Genomic DNA, 26,231 nt, shown 5'->3' on the forward strand with positions numbered 1-26,231 from the left:
AGTTCAATTAATCACTTTATGAATTTTAGATATTTTCTATATTTTGCCACTCTTTTTTTAATAACCGGCTGTGCTACATTTAAAGCTCAATATGCTACTAAGGAAAAAAATAAAGAAACAAAATCTGACAAGAAAATTGCCCATTCTTTTTATTTAATTGGTGATGCCGGAAATTCTGAATTAGACTCTGTATCGCCTGCCTTAGCATATTTAGAGAAGCACATAAGTAACGCAACCGAAAATGCTACATTACTTTTTTTAGGAGACAATGTTTATGAAACAGGTATTCCTTCTAAAAAAAACAAAAAATACCTTTTAGCAAAACACAGAATTGAAGCGCAAACAGCTATTGCTAAAAAATTTGCAGGAAGATCTATTTTTATTCCTGGTAATCATGATTGGTATAATGGTTTAGACGGATTAAAAAGAGAGGAGAAATTAGTTGAAAAAGCATTAGGTAAAAATTCTTTTTTACCAGAAAGTGGTTGCCCTTTAGAAAAAGTAAAAATATCTGAAGATGTTGTTTTAATTATTGTTGATACCCATTGGTACGTTACTAATTGGGATAATCATCCTAAAATAAACGATAATTGCGAAATAAAAACAAGGGTAAAGTTTTTTGAAGAATTTAAAGGCTTGATAAAAAAAGCAAGAGGTAAAACAACCATTATTGCTATGCATCACCCAATGTTTACTAACGGTTCTCATGGGGGTTACTACTCTCTTGTTAGTCATATGACACCGCTACCCGTTTTAGGAACTTTAAAAAATCTTTTAAGGAAAACAACAGGAATCACAAATACCGATTTACAAAACAAAAAATACAACGAGTTAAAAAAACATATTGTAACATTAGCGCAAGAAAACGATAAGACTATTTTTGTTTCGGGTCATGAGCATAGTTTGCAATACATTGTTGAAGATAATATTCCGCAAATAATAAGTGGTTCGGGTTCTAAAACTACTGCTACTAAATTAACTGGCGGTGCAAAATTTACTTATGGAAGTCAGGGTTTTGCTAAATTAGATGTTTATAAAGACGGTTCTTCAAGTGTGCGCTTTTATGCTGTGAATGATGATAAAATTGTTTATGAAACGGAAGTATTACCTGCAGATAAAAACAAAAAATTTACGACATATCCTACTCTTAAAATAACAGAAAAAAAAGCAGCTGTTTATACCGATAAAGAAACAACCAAAAGCAGATTTTATAAGCATTTTTGGGGAGAACGTTATCGTGAATCTTTTAGTACAAAAGTAACCGTACCAACTATAAAATTAGATACCTTATTTGGAGGATTAACACCTGTAAGAAAAGGAGGTGGAAACCAATCTAAATCGTTGCGTTTACATGATAAAGAAGGTAGAGAATATGTAATGCGCGCCTTGCGAAAGAATGCTGTACAATACTTACAGGCTGTAGCTTTTAGGGACCAATACATACAAGGTCAATTCGACGAAACGTATACAGAAGGTTTATTGCTAGATGCTTTTACGGGTTCGCATCCATACGCACCATTTGTTATCGGAACTTTAGCAGATGCTGTTGGCGTTTATCATACAAACCCTGTTTTATACTATGTGCCAAAACAAAACTCTTTAGGTTCTTTTAATACTGAATTTGGCGACGAATTATATATGATAGAAGAACGTGCTGCTTCTGGTCATGGAGACAAAGCTAGTTTTGGTTTCTCTAATGAAATAATAAGTACAGACGATTTATTAAAAAAACTAGCTAAAAACGAAAAACACCAATTAGATGAAGCTTCTTATATCAGAGCTCGTCTATTTGATATGTTAATTGGTGATTGGGACAGGCATGAAGACCAATGGCGCTGGGCTGTTTTTGAAGAAGGTGAACACACTATTTATCGACCTGTTCCTAGAGATAGAGACCAAGCTTTTTCTATTATGGGAGATGGTCTTATATTAAGTTTAGCAACAGAAATGATTCCGACCTTGCGTTTAATGAAAGCTTATGAAGAAGATATCGAAAGCCCTAAATGGTTTAATTTAGAGCCGTATCCCTTAGATATGTTTTTAATAAGCCAATCAGACAAAAGCGCTTGGGATGCACAAGTAAAACATATCACTTCTAATATTACAGATAAAATTATAGATAAAGCTTTTACTAATTTTCCGGATGAAGTAAAGGGTAAAACTATAAACACTATTAAAAGAAAACTACAAGGAAGAAGAAAAAATTTACAAAAAATATCCGACACTTATTATGGGGATATCAATAAGTTTCAAGTAATAAAAGGTACTCATAAAGATGATTTATTTGAAATAGAAAGGTTTCATAGCGGAAAAACAAAAGTTACAGCATACAGAATAAAAAAAGGTGAAAAAGGAACTGTTTTTCATCAAAAAACATACAGCTATTCACAAACTAAAGAAATTTGGATTTATGGTTTAGATGATGATGATGTATTTGTTGTAAAAGGTACTGGTAAAGATTTAATTAAACTTAGAATTATTGGAGGCCAGAACAACGATATCTACAATATTATTAATGGTAAAAAAGTAAAAATATACGATCATAAAACAAAGAAAAACACCTTTCTTACCAACAAAGGTGCTGTAAAATTAACAGACGATTACGAAACTAATGTTTACGATTATAAGAAGTTAAAAAACAACGCCAATGTATTTACTCCGTATGTAGGTTTTAATCCAGACGATGGTCTTAAAATAGGTGTTTCAAACACATATACCACCTTTGGTTTTGAAAGAAACCCTTTTACTTCAGAGCATGAAATATCTGCCGCTTACTATTTTGCAACAAACGGATTTGAAATAAATTACTCTAGTGAGTTTGCTAATATTATTGGTCGTTGGAACTTAGGTTTTAATGCAATGTATACAAGTCCGAACTATGCTGTAAACTTCTTTGATTTTGGTAACAACTCAATAAATTTAGAAGCTGATGGCATTGAAGACAGAGATTACAACCGAGTGAAAATAAGAAAGATCATAGCAGGATCATCTGTTTATTGGGTAGGAGATCTCGGCGCTAAAATAACATTAGGTTTAAATTATCAATCTTTTAAAGTCGACAAAACTCCTAATCGTTTTATTTCAACACAACCTATTAATTTTAATAGTCAAAATTTCTTAAACGCAGAAGCTAGTTATTCTTTCGAAAACACAGACAATGCAGCTTTTACAACTATGGGAATGAAAACAAATTTACAGGTTGGTTACACTTCTAATTTAACAAACAATAACAATTTTACATACGTTATCCCTTCTATTTCTTTTGATTATAAATTAGTTTCTAGCGGGCAAATCGTATTCGCTACGCAGTTTAAAGGTCATGTTACTTTTGGTAATGAATATGAGTTTTATCAAGGTGCAAATTTAGGTGGTAATAATGGCTTAAGAGGTTACAGAAACGAACGTTTTATAGGTAAAGATGCATTTTACCAAAGTACTGATATTCGCTTAAACTTAAGAAAATTAAAAACAGGTTTATTACCATTACATATTGGTGTTTATGGTGGTTTTGATTATGGTAAAGTGTGGCTTGAAAACGTAGATTCTAAAAACTGGAATACTTCTATTGGTGGTGGAATTTTCTTTAATGCTGCTAATATGATGACAGGTAACCTTTCTGCCTTTAATAGTGATGATGGTTTAAGAATCGCGTTTGCAATGGGATTCAACTTTTAATATAAATATAATAAAGATGCAACAAATAGTATTAATATCTGGCGCCTTATTTGGCGGATTAGCTGTAATTTTCGGTGCCTTTGGTGCACATGCTTTAAAGAAAATATTATCCGAAGATCAATTAAAATCGTTTGAAACAGGCGTAAAATACCAAATGTATCACGCAATTGTTTTATTATTTATAGGGAGTTCTTTTTCTATACCAAATCAACTTATGGCTTGGTCTTTCATAATCGGAATTGTTCTTTTTTCGTTTAGTATTTACGGATTAGTCTTATCGGATGCTAAAGGTAAAAAAATGAAGTTTTTAGGACCAATCACCCCTTTAGGTGGCTTACTGTTAGTTGCAGGCTGGATCATGTTATTACTCGAGTTTATTTAATCGTAAACTCGTATAATTTACCACCTAACGACTTTGTTTTTTCATCGGCGATATAAAGTGTTGTATCGTCTTTAAAGCTGAGACTTTCTTTCTGAGAAACATGTTCTAATGCAAATTCTTTTACATCTCCTGAGAAAAAATCATCCTCATTAAAATTGGTAAATACAAAAACCGATTGATGATTTAACAAGGCTACTTTTTTTCCGTTAGGAGATATCGTTGCAGCCGTTATCGAGCAGTGTATATCAGCGCAATTTTCGAAAGTTGAAATGTACTTTGCTTCATGATTTCCTTTTATTGCGGGAATTTTATACAAAGTCGTTTTACCATACTTTCCTTTCACCCTACTCTTTGTAAAAACGTATAAGAATCCGTTGTGATAGAATACACTTTCTGCATCAAAAAAACGATCTTTCTTTTTCGGCGGAAACTTATATTGATCTGGATAAGAGAATTTAATTTTTGTTACCTCAACAGCATCTTTCTCTATTAAATCTTGATGAAAAATTTTAAGTATTTTTAAGTTTTTTCGTTTGTTATTATTGTTTCCAAAATCAGCAATATATAAATTCCCTTTTTCATCGGATGTTATATCTTCCCAATCGTTATTCTTAGCATTAACAACAACTTCTCTTATAATATATCCGTTGGTATTAACGCCGTATATAACAGGCTTATTTCCACTATCATTTAGCATCCATAATAATTCAGCATTTTTTATCTTTTCTATTCCTGAAACCTCTTTTAAAGAATTTGGTAAATCTGCAAGTACTTTTAGTTGACCAAAATTCTGGCAACTAACTATTAAAAAAAAAGATATTAAAACGAAGCTTCTTTGTATCATAACAATTATTTTACCAGCTACCACCAGCACCACCACCGCTAAATCCGCCGCCGCCAAAACCTCCTCCGAAGCCTCCGCCACCAAATCCACCGCCAGAAGAACCACCAAAACCGCCGCCGCCGCCAAAACCTCCGCGACCTGCATTACTTAAAATAATGGTTTCTAAAATACTTCTTGATGTTGAGCCTCTATAATTTCGTTTTCCTCCACCTCCATTTCCCTTATTCCCTCTAGAAATAACGATAAAAAAGATAACTACAATTATAATAAAGATGATGAAACTATAATCTTTACCTTTTTTAGATTTTTTGCGAGTTCCTTTATACTCGCCATTTAAAACTTTAAAAATAGCGTTAGATCCGTCATCTAATCCAGCATAAAAATCGCCTCTTTTAAATTGCGGAATGATGTAATTCCTGGTTATTTCACCTACAATTCCGGCTGTTAATTTATGTTCTACTCCATATCCTGGAGAAATCCATATTTTTCGGTCGTTTTTTGCTAAAAGAATAAAAACACCGTTATCTTCTTTAGCTTGCCCAATACCCCATTCATGTGCCCATCTCGGAGTTAAGATTCCGATACTTTCACCGTTTGTAGAATCGATAATTCCTAACACTATTTGAGTAGAAGTTGTATCTGAATATTTAATTAATTTATTTTCTAAAGTTGCTTTTTGAGCATCAGAAAGTAAACCAACATAATCATAAACACTTGTTTGTTCTTTTGGTTTATCCGGAATTTTATATCCTTGAGAAAATGTTGTTTGGACAAACAACAATCCGATTATAAAAAATAAAATTTGTGTGGTTTTCTTCAAGATTCTTTATCCTTTAGATATTTCGTTAGACAATTCATCTTCATCATCAGTTTGCCAAGGAAAATGAGTTTTTAATTCTTCTCCTGCTTTTAAAACTCCTTCAACAATTCCTTTTTTGAAATTGCCTTCTTTAAAATGGTTTTGCATCGTGTTTTTTGTAGTATTCCAAAAATTGGCTGGTACCACTTTATTTATTCCTTGGTCACCATAAATTACAAATTTATGATCTTCAACAGCTACGTAAATTAAAACAGCATTCTGTTGTTTTGTTATATTCATGTTTAAAGAATGAAACACTTCTAAAGCACGATTAAAAGCATCATCTTTACGAGATGATGCTTCTATATGTACTCTAATTTCGCCAGAGGTATTTAATTCGGCTATTTTAATAGCTGAAATTATTTCTTGCTCTTCTTCTTTAGTGAGAAAATCTTCTACTTTAGACATTTTTATTTTTTAGTTCCAAAATCGAAATTAACATCCGGAGCTTTTTCTGCACCAGCTTCCGCTTCAAAATAAGGTTTACCTTCAAAACCAAACCACCCTGCTAAAATAGAATTAGGAAATACTTTTACATGATTGTTATAAGGTTTTACAGCTTCGTTAAATCGAGTTCTAACTGTTAAAATTTGATTTTCAGTACTTGCTAATTCATCTTGTAACTTTAAGAAATTCTGATTTGTTTTTAAATCAGGATAACGCTCTACTGTTACTAATAAACTTTTTAAGGCACCACTTAAACCACCTTGAACTTTATTAAACTGTGCTAGTTGTTCTGGTGTTACTTTTGATGGGTCAATATTTATTGATGTTGCTTTGGCTCTTGCGTTGATTACTTCGGTAAGTGTCGATTTTTCAAAATCAGCAGCTCCTTGTACCGTTTTAACTAAATTACCAATTAAATCACTTCTTCTTTGGTATGCAGTTTCTACATTACCCCAAGATTCCGCAATATTTTCATTTAATCTTACTGCTGTATTATTAAATCCTACAACCCATTTAAAGACTACGAATACTAATACTCCAATAATAACTAAAGGCACTAACCATTTTTTCATAATAATTGATTTTCTATAATTGATTTTTAATTTTTTTTAATTCTGCTTTTACTCTTTCTAACCTACTAATAACTTCATGATTATTAACTACATCATTCGGGTTTTTTTTAAGCTTTTGTTTTGCGCCATCTAAAGTAAAACCTCTTTCTTTTACTAAATTGAATATCAACTTAAAATTCTCAATATCCTCTTTTGTAAATAACCGATTTCCTTTTGCGTTTTTTTTAGGCTTAATAACCTCAAATTCTTGTTCCCAAAAACGGATTAGTGAAACATTTACGTTAAAAGCTTTAGATACTTCTCCTATTTTATAGTATCTTTTATCAGGTAGTTCTACATACATTTCCTTAGTAAGTTCTAATTAATCGTATGATTGTCCGTTTTCTTGTGATGCTTTTTGCATTGCAATAAATTCTTCTGGAGTTAAATCTCCATAATAAAAATAAATAGGATTTACAGGTCTACCATCTTTATGAATTTCATAATGTAAATGTGATGCCATAGAGCGCCCCGTATTACCAACATAGCCTATTATATCACCACGTTTTACTTCTTGCTTTCTTTTTGCTATAATTTTACTCATGTGCGCATAAATAGTTCTATACCCATATCCATGGTCTATATATACTACTTTACCAAAAGTAGAACTTCTATGAGCTTTAGCTATAACACCATTACCAGAAGCAAAAATAGGTGTACCTTTTGGAGCTGTAAAATCCATTCCATTATGCATTCTTCTCGTTTTAAGGATTGGATGCATACGCATACCATAACCAGATGCCATACGTTTTAAATCTTGATTTTTCACAGGTTGTATGGCAGGAATAGAGGCTAACATTTTTTCCTTTTCTTTTGCCAAACTAACAATTTCGTCTAGTGATTTTGATTGCACAACCATCTGCTTCGATAGTATTTCTATTTCTCTTGTTGCATTGGTAATCATTGCACTATTTTTAAACCCCTCTAAATGCTTGTACCTATTCACACCTCCAAAACCTGCTTTACGCTGCTCTTGTGGTATAGCACTTGCTTCAAAATACGCTCTATATATATTATCATCTCTTTCTTGTAGCTCAGATAATCTTTCTGACAACACAACTAATTCTTTAGACATTAGTTCTGTATGCAACTTAAAATTCTCTATTTCTCTTTTTTGAGCTCTTTCGTTAGGTGACATTAAAAACTGACTAAACCCTATAAAACCAAAGAATGCAACCAATAAAGCACTAACAATTCCTAAAAAGGACTTTTTATATTTCTCGCTTTTTTTTGATTCTATTTTTCGGTAAGATAACGTCTCAGGATCGTAATAATATTTTACTTTCGCCATAATACTAAATATACTATTTTTGTGCACGTTAAACAAGCAAAAACTCTTAAGAACTTTTGTTTGACAACACACAAATTTACAAAATGTTTTAAAACTACTTTTGTTAAGTTGTTTTTTAATAATTATTTAACAAAATTTCGAGCGCTAACCGTATGAAATCTCAAGAAATAAGATCAAAATTTTTAGAATTTTACAAATCTAAAAACCATAAAATCGTTCCATCTGCACCAATGGTGTTAAAAAACGACCCTACTTTAATGTTTGTTAACGCAGGTATGGTTCCTTTTAAAGAGTTTTTTTTAGGTCAAAAAAAAATAGTAAATACTAGAGTTGCTGATTCTCAAAAATGTTTACGTGTTTCAGGAAAACATAACGATTTAGAAGAAGTAGGTAAAGATACCTATCATCATACGTTATTTGAAATGCTAGGAAACTGGAGTTTTGGAGATTACTTTAAAAAAGAAGCAATAGCCTGGGCTTGGGAACTGCTTACCGAAGTATATAAAATAGATAAGGATATTTTATATGTTACTATTTTTGAAGGTGATGAAGAAGAAGGCTTAAAAAAAGATACCGAAGCGTATGACATTTGGAAACAATACATAGCTGAAGACCGTATTTTATTAGGAAATAAAAAAGATAATTTTTGGGAAATGGGAGCGCAAGGACCTTGCGGACCATGTTCTGAAATTCATATAGATATCCGCTCTGCGGAAGAGAAAGCAAAAGTATCTGGTGCATCACTAGTAAATTTAGATCATCCGCATGTTGTAGAAGTTTGGAATTTAGTTTTTATGCAATACAACCGTAAGGCTAACGGAAGCTTAGAGAACTTACCATCAACACATATTGATACTGGTATGGGCTTTGAACGTTTATGTATGGCACTTCAGGGTGTACAATCTAATTATGATACGGATGTTTTTACTCCGATAATTAGAGAAATCGAAACTATTACTGGTGTAAAATATGAAGATCCAAAAGTAGCTGGAGACGAAACAGACATTGCAATTCGTGTTATTGCAGATCATGTAAGAGCGGTAGCTTTTTCTATTGCAGATGGTCAGTTACCTAGTAACACAGGTGCTGGTTATGTGATTAGAAGAATTTTAAGGAGAGCTATTCGTTACGGATTTACTTTTTTAAATCAAAAAGAACCATTTATCTACAAATTAGTAGAAACTTTAAGTGCACAAATGGGAGATGCTTTTCCTGAAATAAAAGCACAAGAACAACTAGCTCACAATGTAATTAAAGAAGAAGAACATTCTTTCTTAAAAACATTAGAACAAGGTTTATTATTATTAAACACAATAACCACCAATGCTTCTGACAAGGTAATTTCGGGTAGAAAAGTATTTGAACTAAAAGATACGTATGGTTTTCCTGAAGATTTAACTGCTTTAATTTTATCTGAAAACGGATTAGATTATAACAAAGAAGAATATAACAAAGCTTTAAAAGAACAACAAGACAGAGGTAGAGAAGCAACTGCTATTGAAACCGATGACTGGAATATTTTAATTGAAGATGATGAAGAAGAGTTTGTAGGATATGATACTTTGGCTGCTGATGTTAAGTTAACACGATACAGAAAAATATCAACTAAAAAAGATGGTGAGCAATACCAATTGGTATTTAACATGACACCTTTTTATCCTGAAGGAGGAGGGCAAGTTGGTGATGTAGGTTATATTGAAACTTCTAACGGTGATGTAATTTATATCTTAAAAACTAAAAAAGAAAACAATCTAATTATTCATTACACTAAAAATTTACCTGAAAATTTATCAGAAAAATTTAAAGCTGTTGTAAATGAAGAAACTAGAAATTTATCAGCAAGTAACCATACTGCCACACACCTATTACACCAATCTTTACGCACTATTTTAGGAACACATGTAGAGCAAAAAGGATCGTTGGTTAGTGCAAAACACTTACGTTTTGATTTCTCTCACTTTGCTAAAGTAGATGCAGATAAATTACAAGAAATAGAAGGTTTTGTAAATGCACGTATTCGTGAAAACCTTTCTTTAATTGAAAAAAGAAATATACCAATGCAACAAGCTATCGATGAAGGTGCTATTGCTTTATTTGGTGAAAAATACGGAGATTCTGTAAGAGCTATTAAATTTGGCCAATCTATGGAATTATGTGGTGGAACGCACGTAAAGCAAACAGGTGATATTTGGTACTTTAAAATAAAATCTGAAGGCGCAGTTGCATCAGGAATTAGAAGAATCGAAGCGATTACAAATGCTGCCGTTGGTGATTATTTTGAAGATGTTGATCGTAATTTAACTTTGGTAAAGCAGTTATTAAAAAACCCAAAGGACGTTGTAAAATCTGTAACTAGCTTACAAGATGAAAATACAGCTTTAAAGAAACAAATAGAACAGTTATTAAAAGACAAGGCTGAAAATTTATCTGGCGAATTAAGAAATCAATTACAAGAAATAAATGGTGTTCAGTTTTTAGCAACTAAAGTAGATTTAGATGCAAACGGAATTAAAAATTTAGCTTTTGCTTTAGGTAAAGAGTTTGATAATTTATTCTTGTTTTTTGCTACTTCTGAAAAAGCAGACAAGGCAATGTTAACTTGTTATATTTCTAAAGAACTAGCTGCAGAACGTGGTTATGATGCAGGAAAAGTTGTGCGAGAACTAGGAAAACTAATTCACGGTGGTGGAGGTGGACAAAATTTCTTTGCTACTGCAGGAGGTAAAAACCCAGGTGGAATTCCGAAAGCTTTAGAAAAAGCAAAAGATTATATTGCATAGTATATCTATTGTCACTTTATAATATAATAATATAAGTTGTGATATATAAAACCAAAAACACCTCTATATTTCTATAGAGGTGTTTTTTTATGAATCAATATTACTTTACAACGATATTGATTTTAGCAGATTTCCCTTTATTTATATTAGATAAAAATTCGTAGAATCTATTTGCTTCATAGATTTTAATTTTCGCGGTATTAGTTTTAATTTTTCCAGAGTTAATTGTCTTAACTTCTATTGTATTATTTCCTTTTTTTAAGTTAATTAGCAGATGTTTTTTCTCTGTCTTTAGCTTTAAGTTGGCTAATACTTTTTTGCCATTTATATAAACATCTACAACATCACCATCTTCTTTACCATAATCCCAAATTTCAAACTTTGCTTGGTTTTTATTTAGAAAAATAGTTATTGTTTCATCTTCATTAAGGTTTGTTTTTCCGAATTTGGTTAAAATTTTATCTGGTCTTAATTTTTCTTTAACAACAGAATCTATCCTTTTTTTCTTTTTAACTTTCTTATATATTTTCTTTAATTTCTTTTGAACAAACTTGGTTCCAACTATTTTAATTTTACCTGACGCACAAACTTCTCCATTTGGATAAACTCCCTCAAAATCAGAATCAAATGATTTTTTTGCACTCCTAAGTTTTAATTTACCTCTAGATTTGATAAAGCAGAATTCGTCTGTTAAAACATCTGATTTTGTATATAAAACATCTTTTTCTTCAAACACTAGTTCATTTGTATTTTCATCAAAGGTTCCAAAAACATAAGACTTTGTTTCGTTATCACCCTCAATATCAGTATAAGAATATCCTCTTATACTATCCTTATCTATATTAAATTCTAATTTATATGAATATAACTGTGTTTTATTCAACATTAAAACCCCTAAAAATTCATAATCAAATTTCTCTGCTTTTTGAGAAAAAACTATAGAAGCAAAAAAGTTAAAAAACAAAAAAAATATTAGTTTACTTTTCATAAAATTATTTTAAATTCGTGCGAATTTAAAACTAAAAAAATTCATACTATGAAAAAATCTATTACTATTTTAAGCTTTATCTTTTCTTTCTTTTTATTTACATCTACAGCAGAAGCTTCTTTTCCTGTAAAGAAAAACAAAGAAAACATTGAAGTTGTTAAAGGAGAGAAAATCGAAAAAAGCAATGCACCTGCAATGGCTATGTCATCTGGTAAAAGCCAAATCGTTGCCCTTATTTTATGTTGGGTTGTTGGTATTATTGGTGTTCACAGATTTTATTTAGGATACACTTGGCAAGGTGTTGTTCAAATTTTAACTCTTGGTGGTTTAGGTATTTGGACACTTATTGATTTTATTAGAATCATTACTGGTGATTTAACACCTAAGAACGGAAGTTATTCTAAAACATTTTAATAAATTAACTTAGTACATAAAAGGCTCAAAGATTAATTTCTTTGAGCCTTTTTTAGTTTAATGTTTTTTTATAAGTTGAAATAGCTCTTTCTCTTGCTAATTTATGCTCAACCATTGGTTTTGGATATGTTAATTCATCAAAATCTTCAATCCACTTTCTAATATACTCTAAATCTTTATCAAACTTCTTTAACTGAGATTCGGGATTAAAAACTCTAAAATACGGTGCTGCATCACAGCCGGTTCCTGCAGCCCATTGCCAGTTTCCGTTATTAGCAGATAATTCATAATCTAATAATTTCTCAGCAAAATAAGCTTCTCCCCAACGCCAATCTATTAATAAATGTTTGCACAAAAAACCAGCAGTAACCATTCGCACACGATTATGCATGTAACCTGTTTTATTTAATTGTCGCATACCAGCATCAACCATTGGGTAACCAGTTTCTCCTCTACACCATTTTTTAAATTCTTCCTCATTATTTCTCCACGGAATGGCATCATATTTTTGCTTAAAGTTATTAGTAACAACTTTAGGAAAATGAAACAGCACTTGCATAAAAAACTCTCGCCATATTAATTCGTTTAAGAACGTCGCGTTTGTTTTTAAAGCATAAAGAACCATTTTACGAACACTAACCAACCCGAAACGAAAGTAAGGCGACAAATACGATGTTTTATCCTGAAAAGGGAAATCTCGTATCTCATCATAATTCGATAAACTCGATAAATTATATGGCTTTACCTTTATCGAACCCTTTTCAAACCCTATTGCTTTTAAAGTTGGAAAATCTGCTGTAAAATGATAAAAATCAGAAAAATTAATAACAAATTCTTTCGTATCAATTTCGGTATTAAACTGTTGCAACCATTTATTTTTATATGGCGTATAAACCGTATATGGCAAGCCGTCTTTTTTTACAACCTCATCTTTCTCAAAAATAACTTGATCCTTATAACTGTAAAAACCAACGTTATTTGAACCTAAAAATGCCTCAACCTGCTGGTCTCTTTTTATAGCATACGGCTCGTAATCTTTATTTGTATAAACTGCCGTAATATTATAATCAGCTATTAAACTTTCCCAAATTTTAAGAGGATTTCCTTTTTTAATTAATAGTGATGAACCTTCTTTTTTTAATTCTGTATCTAACTGATGTAACGTTTGATAAATAAAAGAAACTCTAGCATCGTCTTTTGGTAAATTATCAATTATTTCTTCATCAAAAATAAAAACAGGAAGTATTTTACCTCCTGATTTTAATGCGTTATGTAATGCTACGTTATCTTCTAAACGCAAGTCTCTTCGAAACCAAAAAACAGCAATCTTATTTTCCATTAAAAGCTTTATCTAAAATTACATATCTGTATTCAAAAATAGTTTGCAATTGCTTTTTTATAAACAACGCTTGCGCTATATGTCCTAAAAACCCAAAAGGTATTTTATACGATATTTTATCTTTCATTAACGTATTTCCGTTCTCTAATTCTTCAAACCAATGTTCGTGATGCCACATAGCATAAGGACCAAAACGCTGTTCATCTACAAAGAACTGTTGTTCTTTAACCTGAGTTATTTCGGTTACCCAATTTGTTTTTATAAACGGAACCGGAGATACTTTATAGGTAATTATCTGACCTTGATATGCCTTTTTATCGACTTTAGAGGTAATGTTAAAACCCATTTTCGGAGGCGTTATTTTAGCTAGATTTTCTGGTGAAGAAAAATAATCCCAAGCCTTATCTAAAGACATTTTTAGTTCTTGCTGCGTTTCTAACGTATAAATTCCTGAATGTTTTTTAAAATTTATCATTTATAGAAGTTTCGTAATTTTAGAACTCATCGGTTTTGTTGTAGAGTAAAAAACATCCACTAACCTACCTTCTTCATCTACTAAGTATTTTTGAAAATTCCATTTTACTGAAGAATTCATTTTACCATTTTTTTCTTTATCTGTTAACCAACTATATAAAGAATGTTGATTATCTCCTTTTACGTCTAATTTTTCTGTCATCGGAAATTCAACACCAAAGTTTAGCGTACAAAAAGATTTAATTTCTGATTCTGCACCAGGTTCTTGGCTACCAAATTGATTACAAGGCAAACCTATAACCACCAATTTATCGCCGTGCTTAGTGTACAATTCTTGCAAACCGTCATACTGATTTGTAAATCCGCATTTAGATGCCACGTTAACAAATAATATTTTCTTTCCTTTATATTGATTCAGGTCTAGATTCTTACCGTCTATTCCTTCTATTTTAATATCGTATAAAGATTCTTTAGGTGTTACTGTTTGTGCGTTTCCTAAAAAGCTAAATAATGCCATAAGTAAAGTTATTTTTAATGTTCTCATTTATTGAAGTGTTATGTTGTTGATCTTTAATTTAAATTCTTCGTTTTTTTTATTTCCTATAAGAATCGCAATTTCTTTTATTTCTTTTGCAGAGAAATTTTCAATATCTAATTTATTGCCTCTAAATGATGCATAAAAAGCATTTAAAGGTAATGCTATTTTCTCTGTTTCTGTTGATGTTTGAAAAGACTGTATGTACCAAAAACGTTGCTCTTTTTCTGATTTAATTCTGAATTGATATTTTTTACCATCTCCTTTTAATTTAATCACAAGCTTAGCCGTATTTTCCAATAATGTTATATCTACAGGTAACCGCGTCATCGCAAAACCACCATTATTATCAGTAGAAATCGATCCCGAAAAAACACCTTCACCCTGATCATTAATAACCATTTTAGAAGAAGATAATCCGCCCATTACATTATCATTGGTAATACTCCAATTATTTATATTTTCTTTTTTACTAAAATCAAACACCATAATTTCTGTTATACAAAAGGCAATTAACAAGACGTTAATTAACACTTTCATGATTATAATTTTAAAGATACGATTCCTGCATCAATAGGAAAAACTTGTCCTGAAATTGATGATGCTACATCTGACAATAAATATGCTGCAAGACTAGCAACTTCGGTAGGTTCTAATATTTTTTGAAGAGGATGACGTTGTTTCATTCCTTCTCGCTGCTTCTCATTTCGTAACAATCTTTCTGCCAAAGTTGTATCTGTAACAGTTGGCGCAATACAGTTAAACCTAATTTTTGTAGCGAATTCTGCGGCTAAAGACTTAACAACGCCTTCTACTGCCGATTTACTTGCTGAAACACTAGCGTGAAAAGGCATTCCCATTTTTGTTGCCACTGTACTAAACAACACAACGCTACCGTTATTATTTTTTAACGGATTGATATATTTCTGGATAATTTTTACCGCAGCTACTACGTTAATTTCAAAATCTTCACGAAAATCGTCTAATTTTAAGCGACCTATAGGTTTTAAGTTAATACTTCCTGGACAGTAAACTAATCCGTTAATAGTTTCTAAATCTGGCAACTCATCATTTAAAACATCTAAAGAATAGTGTGTAATATTTTCGTGAGCTTCAATTTCATTTCTACTTATATTGATAATCTTGTGAGTGTCCTTTAACACATCAACCAAAGATTTTCCAATACCTTTACTTCCTCCTACTACTAAAATTGTTTTCATCTGTTCTTTTTAGTTTATAGTTTGTTTCTAATTTTATTTTTTAACCAATGCATTTATCATCCCTTTAAAAACAAAAGAATGAAATGGCAAAACCGAATACCAATACAAACGCCCTAATACGCCTTTAGGTCTAAACACAGCTTTTTGATATAATTTACCTTTTACTATTTTAAATTCTAACCAAGCTTCTCCTGGCAACTTCATTTCTGCAAACAGTAATAATCTTTTTTCTTTTTTATCAGCTAATAAAACACGCCAAAAATCTAACGGATCTCCTGCTTCTAAATAAGTATCATGAGTTCTACCTCTACGTAATCCTACACCTCCAAAAACTTTATCAACATAACCTCTTATTTTCCACAATCCGTTAAAACTATACCAACCATTTTTACCACCAATAGACCAGATTTTATTTAATGTAAAATCTTCATCAGTAACTTTAATCGATCTGATATCTTTAAAACAACCATATTCGGGCATTTGAATATGATCAGATAGCTGATCTTGAAAAACGCCACTACTTATCGCGTCTTTCCAGCTTGAAATAACTGTATTTTGTTCTATTCTCTGAAATGCCAAATCAACAGATTCCTTGTAAGAAATAGGTTGAATATTTAAAATTTGATTGATATCACTTGGTTTGGCTATTACCTCTACTTTCATACTATCCACCAAAGCCTGCGCTAGATTAAATGATGTAGAAGTAACAAAATACAACCAATAAGAAGATAATTTTGGAGATAATAAAGGCAATGTTAAAATGTACCTTTTAAAACCTCTTACCTCTGCAAATTGTAAAAGCATTTGCTTGTATGTTAATACCTCAGTACCACAAATATCAAAAGATTTATCATATAACTTATCATTCGCCACAGCTCTTTCTAAGAAAGTTAATACATCACGAATGGCAATTGGTTGTGATTTTGTATTTAACCATTTAGGAGTTACCATTACCGGTAATTTCTCTACAATATCTCTAATAATTTCAAAAGAAGCGCTTCCGCTACCTACAATAATACCTGCTCTGAATGTAGTAAGTGCATATTTTGTTGATTGTAAGTTTTGTTCTACTTGATAACGGGATGCTAAATGTTTAGACAAAGAGCTATCGTTTACAATACCACTTAAATAAATTACTTGTTTACAATTTGTTTTTTCTACTAAACTTTTAAAGTTTTTAGCGCAATTTTGTTCTAAATCTTCAAAATTAACAGCATCTGTAGCCATTGAATGTATTAAATAATAAGCCACATTAATATCATTTGGCAATACTATTTCTTCAGTATCTAAAAAATCTACCTTTATAAATTCAATGTTTTTTTTGTGCTCTATCTCATCAGGAATTCGTTGTAAATCACGCACACAACAAACTAGTTGATGCCCGGCTTCTTGCAGCTTTAACACCAATCGTTTGGCAATATAACCTGTGGTTCCTGTGATTAGAATTTTCATTTTATTTTGGTCTTTGGTATGATAATCGTTTTTGTTTGCCTGATATTATATAGGTATCTAAACCGTTTATTGCTGCAATTTTTGCTTCGGATAAATTTAAAAACCCGTCTTCAGAAAGCATTTCGTCTTTAAAATACAAATCTGTTACTTCGCCCAAAACCAAAATAGTTCCGTTTGCTTTTATATGATACTCTTCTAAAAATTTTAATCCAATTTTTAATGGTGATTCTGTAATATAAGGCGCGTAAAAACCTCCTTTATATTCTTCGGATAAATCAGTTTTATCAAATTCTGATATTCCTGGTGCATATTTAGCAGAGGTATGATGCGCATCTTCTATGATGTTTTCACTAACTGAATTTATAGTATAAAATCCTGTTTTTTTTATATTATCATAGGTATTCCTTGCCACCGTAGTTGGTCGCAATACAAAACCTAATATTGCAGGACTAGAGCCATAATGAACCACGGAGCTAAAAACGGCAACATTTGATATTCCGTCTTCTGATTTTGTAGCTATTAAATTAGCCGATTTATAACCAGAAATACTGTTCATTAAATTTATTTTATATAGATGATCCATCTCATCTATTGCCGCTCTAGATAAATGCATTATATATTTTTATAATTATTAATTTTAATATTTGTTGCTTTTAGGTCGTGCATTAAATTATACAACCCAAAGAATGTTCTGTTAATATAAATAAAGTGCTTTGAGCCTCTATTTCCATTCATCTTTTTAAGCTCTGTACTTTTAGAATATTTCTGACCTAATTCAGCTATTTTTCCGAAGAAATTCTCATCCGAAAAATCAAACTCTTCTTGCTGAAATGGCTGTGTAAATAACGATAGCATTTCATAAAATAATTCTTTAAAAAAGATAATTTCTTCTTGGCTATCTTCTTTTTTTAGAATTTCTAATTGATATAATTTACTTTCAAAAAAAGCTGGGTTATCAATATTCTCTTTAACTGCCAACTCAAAATAAGGCACATAAAAATCATCAGGAACCTCTTTCATACATCCAAAATCAATAACTATTAAGTCATCTTCTGGTGATACTAAGAAATTTCCTGGGTGCGGATCTGCATGTACTTTTTTTAATACATGTAATTGATACATATAAAAATCCCATAAAGCTTGACCTAGCTTATTTGAAGTTTCTTGATTTAATTGCTTCTTAGTAAACTCAGATAGATGGATTCCGTCCATCCAATCCATCGTTAAAATTCTATCAGAAGAAAACTCCTCGTAATATTTAGGGAATTTTAAATTCGGAATTTTACTGCAAGCATTTGCAATCTCATTACTTTGTTTTAGCTCTAAAATATAATTAGTTTCTTCTAGTAATTTACTTTCAACTTCTTTAAAATATTCATCAGATCCTTCTCCTTTTATATTAAACATTTTCATTGCAATAGGCTTAACCATTGCTAAATCTGTAGAAATACTGTTTGCAACACCTGGATATTGAATTTTAACTGCCAATGTTTTATTATTCACAGTAGCTTTATGAACTTGCCCAATACTTGCCGCATTTACAGACTCTACCGTAAATGTATCAAAAACTTCATCTGGTGTTTTTTTAAAATATTTTAAAAATGTTTTAACAACTAATGGCCCTGAAAGTGGCGGAACCGAAAATTGTGATAAAGAAAATTTCTCTACATAAGCATTTGGCAACAAACTCTTTTCCATACTTAGCATTTGCGCAACTTTTAATGCCGATCCTTTTAACTCCTTTAATCCGTCGTAAATATCTGTCGCATTGTCTTCATTTAGCTGCTCTCTTGCTTCCTCTTCTGTTTTTGTTATCTTATTACCGTAATATTTAGCATAATTAACACCAACCTTAAGCCCTGTAGTTACAAGCTTTGTTGCTCTTTCTATTTTTGATGTAGGTATTTTATTTAGTGTTTTCATAATGATGTACCTTTTTCTTTCCACAAAAACTTTGCTAAATCAATTACACTTTTTACCGGTGCGATTTGCTGAATATCAAAACTGGCTTTGATAGATTTCTCTATAAAAACATCTGTTTTTTCAAAATTTGATGACTCGTCATCTATCCAAAATCTCATTACCATTAATAATTGTAACCAATAGCTTTCTGAAATTGTTTTATCTTGAATTTTATTAATTTTATCATTTTTAAAATCAATTTTTTCTAAACTAATTCCGTTTACAAAATGTATAAACTCGGTATGTAGTTTTTTTAGAACTGATAACTTAGAAAAATCAGATTTTATATCCTTTAATTGCATTAAAACATAAGACCTGTTTGCTGTTAATAATTCGAAAAAAGTGAAATAAAAACTTAGTAATTTATCTTTTGATGAATAATCTTTATAAGCTTCTGTTTTATGTAGTAAATGGATTGTTTCTTTCGCGAAAATTGCAAAAATTGACTTCTCTAAACTTTCGAAAGTTGAATAATGCTTGTAAAAATCTGATTCTTCGAAATTATTTTCATGCGCAAATGAGTATACCGAAGTTGGCTTGCCAGAAATTAAAACCGAATTCATATACCATTCTACTATTTTCTCTTGGGTAATATTCTTTTTTTTTGCCATAATTTTAATTATAAAATACGATGTATGCGTTTAAACTTGTTGCAATCGTCATCCATATTAAATACGGAAGTATTAGTAATGTGAACATTCTTAATTTATTTAAATGCTCGAAAGTAAAATAACCTATTAGCAGCCATAACAATGTAATAGAAACTAATCCGACAACTGTTAATTGTTGATTGAAAAAAAAGTAATTCCAACTTACATTTAACATCCATTGAGCTATAAACAGTGAGAGTAATTTTTTATCTAAAAATTTATACTCGAAACTTAACTTGGTCATATAAAATGAAAACAATAACATTATCGTTGTCCAAGCTGCTCCAAAAATCCAGCCAGGAGGCGTCCAAGGTGCTTTATTTAACGAAAGATACCACTCCTTTTGAGGGCCGTCTTCCATCAATAAAGTACCTATTCCTAGTACCAAAAAATTAAACACTAAGAATACTAAAAACCGTATGTATTTATTTATTTTCAAACTTTTTATTTTTTAAATAGTTGAATATTAATTGTGCTGAAAACAACATGGTAAATGCGTAAAAAACGTCTTCAAACGGAATTGTAAATAACCTAAATCCTAGGTTCTCTTTATTATTATACCAAACAACTGGTTCATCTATAAAACTTCCTGTTAGTATGCCGTTTACGATTAAAAACGGAATTAAGATGACTAAAAAACTAGGAAAGTATTCTTGCAATGTTGTTAGATGATATTTTAATCCGTAAAAAAGTAATACTAAAAAGAGTATAAAATTTATTGTTGTATATAGTTTTCCGAAATTAAAAATCAATAAAATTCCTGTTATAAGAATCAATAAAAAACTGGTAATTATTACCGCTCCTTTTGATAATTTAAACTTAGGGGCTAAATATTTTAAGACTTCATGAGTAAACAAACAAGCGTAGGGAATACAAAAGAAAAACAACCATTCTTCAATAGGCATTCTAAAAATCTCTATCGATAAATGATAGGTTGAATTAAATCCCCAAACTCCATATTTTGTAAACAACCCATCCCAAATTAAAAAAGGAATTGCAACCAATAAAATACTTATAAAAGCTTCTTTAAAGTATTGAATAAAATGAAATTTTTTTTCAATTATACTATACAATAACGGAATGCTTAAACTACCTAATGTTAATATGAGATATAAGTATTGACTCATTGTCTTTTCTTAAAATATTTAAAGGGCACAAACAGCATTCCAAAACATTCTCCATCTGGTTTACCTAAATGTTTATGATGAATTTTATGCGCCTTTCTTAATCCTTTTAAATATTGATTATTAGTATTCTTAAACCAATTGAATCGTCTGTGTATTAAAACGTCGTGCACTAAAAAATAAGCGATTCCGTAACACAAAATACCTAAACCAATAAAAAACAAATAATTCAACTCGGGTCTAATTCCGAAATAGAATAACAAAATACTTGGTATAGCAAAAACAACGAAAAAAGCATCATTTTTTTCGAAAACATTTGGGTAACCAGGTTGATGATGATCTTCATGTAAAAACCAACCAAAACCGTGCATTATATATTTATGAGTACACCATGTAACACCTTCCATAGTTACAAAGGTTAAAATCGTTATAACTGTAAATAACATTATATCATTTTTAATTTATATTTAACATAACTTCTTGCTAACAAGTTTATTTTCATCGGATTAGAAATTCTAATTCTAGTATCCATAATTTTAGCTGACGGAGTAGCTTTTAACTTGTTTAATAATTTTTTATAATATCTATAAGCCATATAAACTCCGAATTTAGCATCAACTGGTAATTTTAAAATTCCATTTGTAAGCGCATATTCAAAATCAGCTTCAATATCTTTAATAATTATCTCTTTTGATGTTTCGTCTAACTTTTTAAGATCTACATTCGGAAAATATGAACGATTTAACAGCTCAAAATCATCTTTTAAATCACGCAAAAAATTTACTTTTTGAAATGCTGAACCCAAACGCATTGCTGCAGCTTTAAGTTCATCGTATTTTTGATCATCTCCGTTAACAAAAACCTTTAAACACATTAAACCAACAACATCGGCAGATCCGTATATATAGGCATCATATTCTTCTTGAGTTTTATATTCGGTTTTAAACAAATCCGCTTTCATACTTTTTAAAAAAGCTTGCACCATATCATCAGAAATACCATACGTATTTACTGTGTAAACAAATGAATTTAATATAGGATTTAAACTGATACCTTCTTTTTTAGCTGCATAATACTCATTCTCAAAACGCGCTAACAAATCTTCTTTGTTATACTCATGAAAAGAATCTACAATCTCATCAGCAAAACGAACAAAACCATAAATATTATAAATGGCTCCCCTAATTTTTGGTGACAACATTTTTGTTGCTAAGGAAAAAGATGTACTATATTTTTGAGTTACCAACTTACTACACGAGTAAGAAACCTCATCAAATAATTGTTTCATTTTAGTGGTTTTTTAAAATTAAATCTGATGCTATTTTACCAGATATTAATGCTGGCGGAACTCCTGGTCCTGGCACTGTTAATTGACCCGTGAAAAATAAATTCTTAACTTTTTTACTTTTTATTTTTGGTCTTAAAAAAGCTGTTTGTGTTAAAATATTTGCTAATCCGTAAGCATTACCTTTGTATGAGTTGTAATCTTTTACAAAATCATTTACACAAAAACTTTCTTTAAATAATATATTTTCTTTAACCGATTGACCGGTTAATTTTTCTAATCTTTCAAGAATAAGATTAAAATATTTTTCTCTTATCTCTGGAGTATCTTCTAAGCCAGGGGCAAGCGGAATTAAAAAAGTTGCTGCTTCTTTATTTGTTGGCGCAAAAGAGTCGTCAGTTATTGAAGGAAAACTCGCATAAAACAATGGTTTTTTAGGCCAACTAGGTGTATCGTAAATCGTTTTTGCGTGTAAATCAAAATCTGTATCAAAAAATAATGTGTGGTGACAAACATTTGCTAGCTTTTTATCAAAACCTACATAAAAAAGTAATGATGATGGAGCAAAGACCTTCTTATCCCAATATTTCTCTGAATATTGCCTGTACTTTTTGGGCAATAAAGTTTCTGTATGATGATAATCTGCACCACTTAAAACTATATCTGATGAAACAAACTCTCCATTAACCATTAGCCCATTTGCTTCGCCTATATCGTTTACAGTAACTTCATCTACATTTGCTTCAGTTTTAAAACTAACTCCTAAATCGGTTGCTAACGTAATCATCGCTTCAATTACTTTATACATTCCGCCCTTTGGATGCCAAGTACCCAAACCAAAATCTGCATAGTTCATGAAATTATAAAAAGCCGGGGTATTACTTGGTTTTGCCCCTAAAAATAGCACCGGAAATTCTAGAATCTGTATTAACTTTTTGCTTTTTATTTTCTTTCTTACCTGTGTTCTTATTGTTGAAAAAAACTGAGTAATCTTACCTATAGTAACTGGCGTAACCAACTCTAAAGGAGAAACTCCTGGCTTGTACACTAAATCGTTTATAGAAACATCATAATTATATTCTGCTGATTTTAAAAAACTCTTTAAGTGCTTTGAACTACCTTTTTCTTCTTTTTCAAAGACCTCGTATATTTCTTCTAAACTCCCGGGAATTGTTATTGAATCTAAAGCATCGAAGTATACTTGATAAGCCGGAGTTAATTTTTCTAACTCATAATAATCGGCAGGTTTTTTACCAAAATCAGCAAAAAACTTTTCGAATACATCTGGCATCCAATACCAAGTCGGACCGATATCAAAAGTAAAACCGTCTTTAATTAACTGCCTAGCCCTACCACCTACTGTTGCGTTTTTTTCTAAAACTACGACTTCATAACCGGCTTTCGCTAAATAACATGATGCTGCTAGAGAAGAAAAACCTGAACCTATTATTGATATTTTTTTTTTCAATTTTACTTTTTTAAAAAGATTATTAGCTTCGTTGTTAAATATATAAAAATTTAAAGGTGAAGCAAAAAAAATGACTTAATCAAATTTACGAATTTTTGTTTAATAAATAAGCAAAAAGATTAAACATTTTAATTTATAATGTTTTTAACAATTCAATAACAGAAGAATAAATGGTAATATTAGCGTTAAAATCGAGGTCTTTTATTTTTTCAGTCTTAGATCCTACAGCTATTAATTGATGTTTTGTACCTGTTAAAACATTTTCAATTTCACGAAAATAATCAACAATTTTATCATCATATGGCTGAATAGTTAATGCCGTAATAAAACGAACTTCTGTCTCGCTTTCGAAAAAATAATTTAAATTACTTAACGGCAAACTCTGCCCTAAATAAATAGTCATATTACCTCTTAAAACTAATTCGTAATTCAAATACATTAATCCTAATTCGTGTATTTCATTTTCAGGTAAAAAAAGCACATATGTAATATTAGAATTTGTAGTAGTATACTCTAATCTTTCTGTACTAATTTGAATTTTCTGAGAAATTAAATTAGATATAAAATGTTCATGTGCTGGCAACAAAGTGTCCGTTTGCCATAATAAACCTATATGACTTAAAAAAGGTACAAAAACGTCTTTAAAAATTTCTCTAAACGTTTTTTTATTTAGTAACTTATTATAAGTGTTATTAAACAAAACCTTATCAAATTGAAACATCGCCAACTTAAAAGAGTTGATTGCCTCATCATTTACCGCTGCTTTAAAAGCCAATTCTCTTGCCTTAACAATAATAGTATCATTAGACATCTGAGCTATTTTAGATATCTTGTTGTTGTTATTATACAACAACACAACATTTAATAACTTCTGAAGATTCTCTGAAGAATAATACCTAATATTGGTATCTGTTCTTTCTGGTGTTAACAAATCATATCTTTTTTCCCAAATACGGATCGTATGTGCTTTTACCCCCGAAATATTCTCAAGGTCTTTAATTGTAAAAGATTTTTTAATATTGTTCAATTTATGTTGATTTTTATTAAACAAAGATATGTTTTTTTAAACATAAAAAAAGATTAATAATTATTTATAAGGGTTTTATCTTTATTTTTGGACAGCTATTTATATTTCTTCTATGATTCTTCAAACTACAATTCCTTTAAAAAAGCAGCAGTTCCATAAAGTTGATTACAATTCTAAATTACTATTAATAGGTTCTTGTTTTTCAGAGAACATAGGGAAAAAATTAGCTTACTACAAGTTTCAATCAACTACGAATCCGTTTGGTATTTTATTCCACCCAAAAGCTATTGAAACACTAATAACGATGGCTATCAATGAAAAAAAACACACTACCAAAGATATTATTTTTAACAATGAACAATGGCATTCTTTCAACGCGCATTCTAACTTAAGTTCTTCAGATAAAAACGAGCTAATACATAATTTAAATACCGCAAACACCCTAACACTTCAGCAATTAAAAAACGCCACACATATTATAATAACCCTAGGAACTTCGTGGGTATATCGTTTTATTGAAACAGATACTATAGTTGCGAATTGTCATAAAATTCCGCAAAAAAAATTTTTAAAAGAAATTTTAACTGTTGATGAAATAACAGAAAGTATCGATGCCATAACTAAATTAATTACCTCTATAAACAAGAATGTTACGATTACTTTTACAGTTTCACCTGTTAGACATTTAAAAGACGGATTTATAGAAAACCAACGTAGTAAATCTCATTTATTAGCAGCAATTCACCAACTTCTTGACTCCGCTCAAAGTGACAAAATAAATTATTTTCCTTCTTATGAAATAATGATGGATGAGCTTCGTGATTATCGTTTTTACACTGAAGATATGATTCATCCTAGCAAAATTGCTGTAGATTATATTTGGGAAAGATTTACTGATGTTTGGTTTTCTGAGCAAACCAAAGAAACAATGAATAAAGTAGAAACCGTTCAAAAAGGCATAACACATCGCTCTTTTAATCCAACTTCTGAAGCGCATTTAAAATTCTTAAACAACCTTCAACAAAAAAAGGAAACACTTATTAAAGCATTTCCTTTTATGAAATTTTAATATTTAATCTTATTTAACCAAATACTGATCTACATTTTGCCAAGGTCCACCGTTAATTACATCTATTCCGTGGCTTGCTAAAAATTGCATTGCTTGTCCACTTCTTCCACCACTCTTACAAACGGCTATTACTGGTTTATTCCAAGATCTTATTTCTTCTACATTTAAAGGCACTACTGTTAAAACAATATGCTTTGCTACATCAGAGTGCCCTTCGTTCCATTCAGCCAAAGTGCGCACATCTAAAATCACAGCATCTTTATCTAAATATTCTTGTATTTCGTTTGTCATGTTTTTCTTTCTAAATAAATTAAATAATCCCATTCGCTTTGTTA

Annotated in this window: 28 protein-coding genes; 5 read left to right on the forward strand and 23 right to left on the reverse strand. The window is 30.6% G+C overall.

The features are described from left to right. Positions 1-18 precede the first annotated feature (18 nt). Together H0I30_RS08715 and H0I30_RS08720 are read left to right on the forward strand one after the other, a co-directional pair. The gene (locus H0I30_RS08715) at positions 19-3,675 is read left to right on the forward strand and encodes a metallophosphoesterase (RefSeq protein ID WP_218771480.1); all 3,657 of its coding nucleotides are present in this window, start codon (positions 19-21) and stop codon (positions 3,673-3,675) included. A 16-nt stretch (positions 3,676-3,691) separates the two neighbouring features. Further along, complete coding sequence (locus H0I30_RS08720; RefSeq protein ID WP_218771481.1) at positions 3,692-4,057, forward strand: DUF423 domain-containing protein; 366 nt, start codon at positions 3,692-3,694, stop codon at positions 4,055-4,057. Here H0I30_RS08720 and H0I30_RS08725 read toward each other — a convergent pair. The 6 genes from H0I30_RS08725 to H0I30_RS08750 are packed head-to-tail and all read right to left on the reverse strand — an operon-like array spanning position 4,050 to position 8,109. Beyond that, positions 4,050-4,901, reverse strand: a complete 852-nt coding sequence (locus H0I30_RS08725) for a hypothetical protein (RefSeq protein WP_255554356.1) — start codon at positions 4,899-4,901, stop codon at positions 4,050-4,052. The genes H0I30_RS08720 and H0I30_RS08725 overlap by 8 nt on opposite strands. A gap of 10 nt (positions 4,902-4,911) precedes the next feature. Then, positions 4,912-5,721, reverse strand: coding sequence for a YgcG family protein (locus tag H0I30_RS08730; RefSeq protein ID WP_218771482.1), 810 nt, complete (start codon positions 5,719-5,721; stop codon positions 4,912-4,914). A gap of 6 nt (positions 5,722-5,727) precedes the next feature. After that, a complete protein-coding gene (locus tag H0I30_RS08735; RefSeq protein ID WP_218771483.1) occupies positions 5,728-6,168 on the reverse strand; it encodes a TPM domain-containing protein in 441 nt (146 codons plus the stop codon). Positions 6,169-6,170: 2 nt separating this feature from the next. Next, a complete protein-coding gene (locus H0I30_RS08740) occupies positions 6,171-6,779 on the reverse strand; it encodes a LemA family protein (protein ID WP_218771484.1) in 609 nt (202 codons plus the stop codon). 13 nt (positions 6,780-6,792) lie between these two features. Then, positions 6,793-7,122 carry a MerR family transcriptional regulator gene (locus H0I30_RS08745; RefSeq protein ID WP_218771485.1) on the reverse strand — a complete coding sequence of 110 codons (330 nt, stop codon included), beginning with the start codon at positions 7,120-7,122 and terminating at the stop codon, positions 6,793-6,795. A gap of 18 nt (positions 7,123-7,140) precedes the next feature. Next, complete coding sequence (locus H0I30_RS08750) at positions 7,141-8,109, reverse strand: M23 family metallopeptidase (protein ID WP_218771486.1); 969 nt, start codon at positions 8,107-8,109, stop codon at positions 7,141-7,143. A 152-nt stretch (positions 8,110-8,261) separates the two neighbouring features. Between H0I30_RS08750 and alaS the strand changes: the two genes are divergently transcribed. Next, positions 8,262-10,889, forward strand: a complete 2,628-nt coding sequence (gene alaS / locus H0I30_RS08755; protein WP_218771487.1) for an alanine--tRNA ligase — start codon at positions 8,262-8,264, stop codon at positions 10,887-10,889. Positions 10,890-10,989: 100 nt separating this feature from the next. On the opposite strand, the gene H0I30_RS08760 is transcribed toward alaS, so the two are convergent. Continuing rightward, positions 10,990-11,877 carry a hypothetical protein gene (locus H0I30_RS08760; protein WP_218771488.1) on the reverse strand — a complete coding sequence of 296 codons (888 nt, stop codon included), beginning with the start codon at positions 11,875-11,877 and terminating at the stop codon, positions 10,990-10,992. Between the two features lie 48 nt (positions 11,878-11,925). On the opposite strand from H0I30_RS08760, the gene H0I30_RS08765 reads away from it, so the two are divergent. Beyond that, complete coding sequence (locus H0I30_RS08765) at positions 11,926-12,291, forward strand: TM2 domain-containing protein (RefSeq protein WP_218771489.1); 366 nt, start codon at positions 11,926-11,928, stop codon at positions 12,289-12,291. Between the two features lie 52 nt (positions 12,292-12,343). Here H0I30_RS08765 and H0I30_RS08770 read toward each other — a convergent pair whose 3' ends face one another. The 15 genes from H0I30_RS08770 to H0I30_RS08840 form a co-directional block, all read right to left on the reverse strand. Beyond that, positions 12,344-13,630, reverse strand: a complete 1,287-nt coding sequence (locus tag H0I30_RS08770) for a deoxyribodipyrimidine photo-lyase (RefSeq protein WP_218771490.1) — start codon at positions 13,628-13,630, stop codon at positions 12,344-12,346. Further along, positions 13,620-14,105: an SRPBCC family protein gene (locus H0I30_RS08775; RefSeq protein ID WP_218771491.1), complete on the reverse strand. Its 486-nt coding sequence runs from the start codon at positions 14,103-14,105 to the stop codon at positions 13,620-13,622. Before H0I30_RS08775 ends, H0I30_RS08770 begins: the two co-directional genes overlap by 11 nt. Next, positions 14,106-14,621 carry a glutathione peroxidase gene (locus tag H0I30_RS08780; RefSeq protein ID WP_255554357.1) on the reverse strand — a complete coding sequence of 172 codons (516 nt, stop codon included), beginning with the start codon at positions 14,619-14,621 and terminating at the stop codon, positions 14,106-14,108. 27 nt (positions 14,622-14,648) lie between these two features. Continuing rightward, on the reverse strand, positions 14,649-15,179 hold the full coding sequence (locus H0I30_RS08785; RefSeq protein ID WP_255554358.1) for a CIA30 family protein: 531 nt from the start codon (positions 15,177-15,179) through the stop codon (positions 14,649-14,651). Positions 15,180-15,181: 2 nt separating this feature from the next. Next, complete coding sequence (locus tag H0I30_RS08790) at positions 15,182-15,859, reverse strand: SDR family NAD(P)-dependent oxidoreductase (protein ID WP_218771493.1); 678 nt, start codon at positions 15,857-15,859, stop codon at positions 15,182-15,184. A 33-nt stretch (positions 15,860-15,892) separates the two neighbouring features. Beyond that, positions 15,893-17,311 (reverse strand): SDR family oxidoreductase, encoded by a 1,419-nt coding sequence (locus H0I30_RS08795; protein ID WP_218771494.1) that lies wholly within the window; start codon positions 17,309-17,311, stop codon positions 15,893-15,895. Between the two features lies 1 nt (position 17,312). Further along, positions 17,313-17,924, reverse strand: a complete 612-nt coding sequence (locus H0I30_RS08800; RefSeq protein ID WP_218771495.1) for a flavin reductase family protein — start codon at positions 17,922-17,924, stop codon at positions 17,313-17,315. Then, the gene (locus tag H0I30_RS08805; protein ID WP_218771496.1) at positions 17,924-19,234 is read right to left on the reverse strand and encodes an AarF/ABC1/UbiB kinase family protein; all 1,311 of its coding nucleotides are present in this window, start codon (positions 19,232-19,234) and stop codon (positions 17,924-17,926) included. The genes H0I30_RS08800 and H0I30_RS08805 overlap by 1 nt, the downstream gene beginning before the upstream one ends. After that, entirely contained in the window at positions 19,231-19,884 is a 654-nt protein-coding gene (locus H0I30_RS08810) for a TetR family transcriptional regulator C-terminal domain-containing protein (RefSeq protein WP_218771497.1), read from the reverse strand. The genes H0I30_RS08805 and H0I30_RS08810 overlap by 4 nt, the downstream gene beginning before the upstream one ends. 4 nt (positions 19,885-19,888) lie before the next feature. After that, positions 19,889-20,362, reverse strand: coding sequence for a TspO/MBR family protein (locus tag H0I30_RS08815; RefSeq protein ID WP_218771498.1), 474 nt, complete (start codon positions 20,360-20,362; stop codon positions 19,889-19,891). Further along, positions 20,349-21,050 carry a lycopene cyclase domain-containing protein gene (locus H0I30_RS08820; RefSeq protein WP_218771499.1) on the reverse strand — a complete coding sequence of 234 codons (702 nt, stop codon included), beginning with the start codon at positions 21,048-21,050 and terminating at the stop codon, positions 20,349-20,351. The genes H0I30_RS08815 and H0I30_RS08820 overlap by 14 nt, the downstream gene beginning before the upstream one ends. Continuing rightward, on the reverse strand, positions 21,047-21,493 hold the full coding sequence (locus tag H0I30_RS08825; protein ID WP_218771500.1) for a sterol desaturase family protein: 447 nt from the start codon (positions 21,491-21,493) through the stop codon (positions 21,047-21,049). Before H0I30_RS08825 ends, H0I30_RS08820 begins: the two co-directional genes overlap by 4 nt. Further along, positions 21,493-22,335 carry a phytoene/squalene synthase family protein gene (locus H0I30_RS08830; protein ID WP_218771501.1) on the reverse strand — a complete coding sequence of 281 codons (843 nt, stop codon included), beginning with the start codon at positions 22,333-22,335 and terminating at the stop codon, positions 21,493-21,495. Before H0I30_RS08830 ends, H0I30_RS08825 begins: the two co-directional genes overlap by 1 nt. A 1-nt stretch (position 22,336) precedes the next feature. Next, positions 22,337-23,800, reverse strand: a complete 1,464-nt coding sequence (locus tag H0I30_RS08835; RefSeq protein ID WP_218771502.1) for an NAD(P)/FAD-dependent oxidoreductase — start codon at positions 23,798-23,800, stop codon at positions 22,337-22,339. 133 nt (positions 23,801-23,933) lie between these two features. After that, the gene (locus tag H0I30_RS08840; RefSeq protein WP_218771503.1) at positions 23,934-24,827 is read right to left on the reverse strand and encodes a MerR family transcriptional regulator; all 894 of its coding nucleotides are present in this window, start codon (positions 24,825-24,827) and stop codon (positions 23,934-23,936) included. 112 nt (positions 24,828-24,939) lie between these two features. Between H0I30_RS08840 and H0I30_RS08845 the strand changes: the two genes are divergently transcribed. After that, positions 24,940-25,896, forward strand: coding sequence for a GSCFA domain-containing protein (locus H0I30_RS08845; RefSeq protein ID WP_218771504.1), 957 nt, complete (start codon positions 24,940-24,942; stop codon positions 25,894-25,896). A 9-nt stretch (positions 25,897-25,905) separates the two neighbouring features. On the opposite strand, the gene H0I30_RS08850 is transcribed toward H0I30_RS08845, so the two are convergent. After that, positions 25,906-26,220, reverse strand: coding sequence for a rhodanese-like domain-containing protein (locus H0I30_RS08850; protein ID WP_255554359.1), 315 nt, complete (start codon positions 26,218-26,220; stop codon positions 25,906-25,908). Between the last annotated feature and the right edge of the window lie 11 nt (positions 26,221-26,231).

The organism is Tenacibaculum sp. AHE14PA (genome assembly GCF_019278465.1).
Lineage (GTDB): Bacteria > Bacteroidota > Bacteroidia > Flavobacteriales > Flavobacteriaceae > Polaribacter > Polaribacter bernardetii.

Bases quoted from the DNA above. Each gene is read 5' to 3' on its own strand.
- H0I30_RS08715 (WP_218771480.1), top strand. From the start codon at position 19: ATGAATTTTAGATATTTTCTATATTTTGCCACTCTTTTTTTAATAACC.
- H0I30_RS08720 (WP_218771481.1), top strand. From the start codon at position 3,692: ATGCAACAAATAGTATTAATATCTGGCGCCTTATTTGGCGGATTAGCT.
- H0I30_RS08725 (WP_255554356.1), bottom strand. From the start codon at position 4,901: ATGATACAAAGAAGCTTCGTTTTAATATCTTTTTTTTTAATAGTTAGT.
- H0I30_RS08735 (WP_218771483.1), bottom strand. From the start codon at position 6,168: ATGTCTAAAGTAGAAGATTTTCTCACTAAAGAAGAAGAGCAAGAAATA.
- H0I30_RS08740 (WP_218771484.1), bottom strand. From the start codon at position 6,779: ATGAAAAAATGGTTAGTGCCTTTAGTTATTATTGGAGTATTAGTATTC.
- H0I30_RS08745 (WP_218771485.1), bottom strand. From the start codon at position 7,122: ATGTATGTAGAACTACCTGATAAAAGATACTATAAAATAGGAGAAGTA.
- H0I30_RS08750 (WP_218771486.1), bottom strand. From the start codon at position 8,109: ATGGCGAAAGTAAAATATTATTACGATCCTGAGACGTTATCTTACCGA.
- alaS (WP_218771487.1), top strand. From the start codon at position 8,262: ATGAAATCTCAAGAAATAAGATCAAAATTTTTAGAATTTTACAAATCT.
- H0I30_RS08760 (WP_218771488.1), bottom strand. From the start codon at position 11,877: ATGAAAAGTAAACTAATATTTTTTTTGTTTTTTAACTTTTTTGCTTCT.
- H0I30_RS08765 (WP_218771489.1), top strand. From the start codon at position 11,926: ATGAAAAAATCTATTACTATTTTAAGCTTTATCTTTTCTTTCTTTTTA.
- H0I30_RS08770 (WP_218771490.1), bottom strand. From the start codon at position 13,630: ATGGAAAATAAGATTGCTGTTTTTTGGTTTCGAAGAGACTTGCGTTTA.
- H0I30_RS08775 (WP_218771491.1), bottom strand. From the start codon at position 14,105: ATGATAAATTTTAAAAAACATTCAGGAATTTATACGTTAGAAACGCAG.
- H0I30_RS08780 (WP_255554357.1), bottom strand. From the start codon at position 14,621: ATGGCATTATTTAGCTTTTTAGGAAACGCACAAACAGTAACACCTAAA.
- H0I30_RS08785 (WP_255554358.1), bottom strand. From the start codon at position 15,179: ATGAAAGTGTTAATTAACGTCTTGTTAATTGCCTTTTGTATAACAGAA.
- H0I30_RS08790 (WP_218771493.1), bottom strand. From the start codon at position 15,859: ATGAAAACAATTTTAGTAGTAGGAGGAAGTAAAGGTATTGGAAAATCT.
- H0I30_RS08795 (WP_218771494.1), bottom strand. From the start codon at position 17,311: ATGAAAATTCTAATCACAGGAACCACAGGTTATATTGCCAAACGATTG.
- H0I30_RS08800 (WP_218771495.1), bottom strand. From the start codon at position 17,924: ATGCATTTATCTAGAGCGGCAATAGATGAGATGGATCATCTATATAAA.
- H0I30_RS08805 (WP_218771496.1), bottom strand. From the start codon at position 19,234: ATGAAAACACTAAATAAAATACCTACATCAAAAATAGAAAGAGCAACA.
- H0I30_RS08810 (WP_218771497.1), bottom strand. From the start codon at position 19,884: ATGGCAAAAAAAAAGAATATTACCCAAGAGAAAATAGTAGAATGGTAT.
- H0I30_RS08820 (WP_218771499.1), bottom strand. From the start codon at position 21,050: ATGAGTCAATACTTATATCTCATATTAACATTAGGTAGTTTAAGCATT.
- H0I30_RS08825 (WP_218771500.1), bottom strand. From the start codon at position 21,493: ATGTTATTTACAGTTATAACGATTTTAACCTTTGTAACTATGGAAGGT.
- H0I30_RS08830 (WP_218771501.1), bottom strand. From the start codon at position 22,335: ATGAAACAATTATTTGATGAGGTTTCTTACTCGTGTAGTAAGTTGGTA.
- H0I30_RS08845 (WP_218771504.1), top strand. From the start codon at position 24,940: ATGATTCTTCAAACTACAATTCCTTTAAAAAAGCAGCAGTTCCATAAA.
- H0I30_RS08850 (WP_255554359.1), bottom strand. From the start codon at position 26,220: ATGGGATTATTTAATTTATTTAGAAAGAAAAACATGACAAACGAAATA.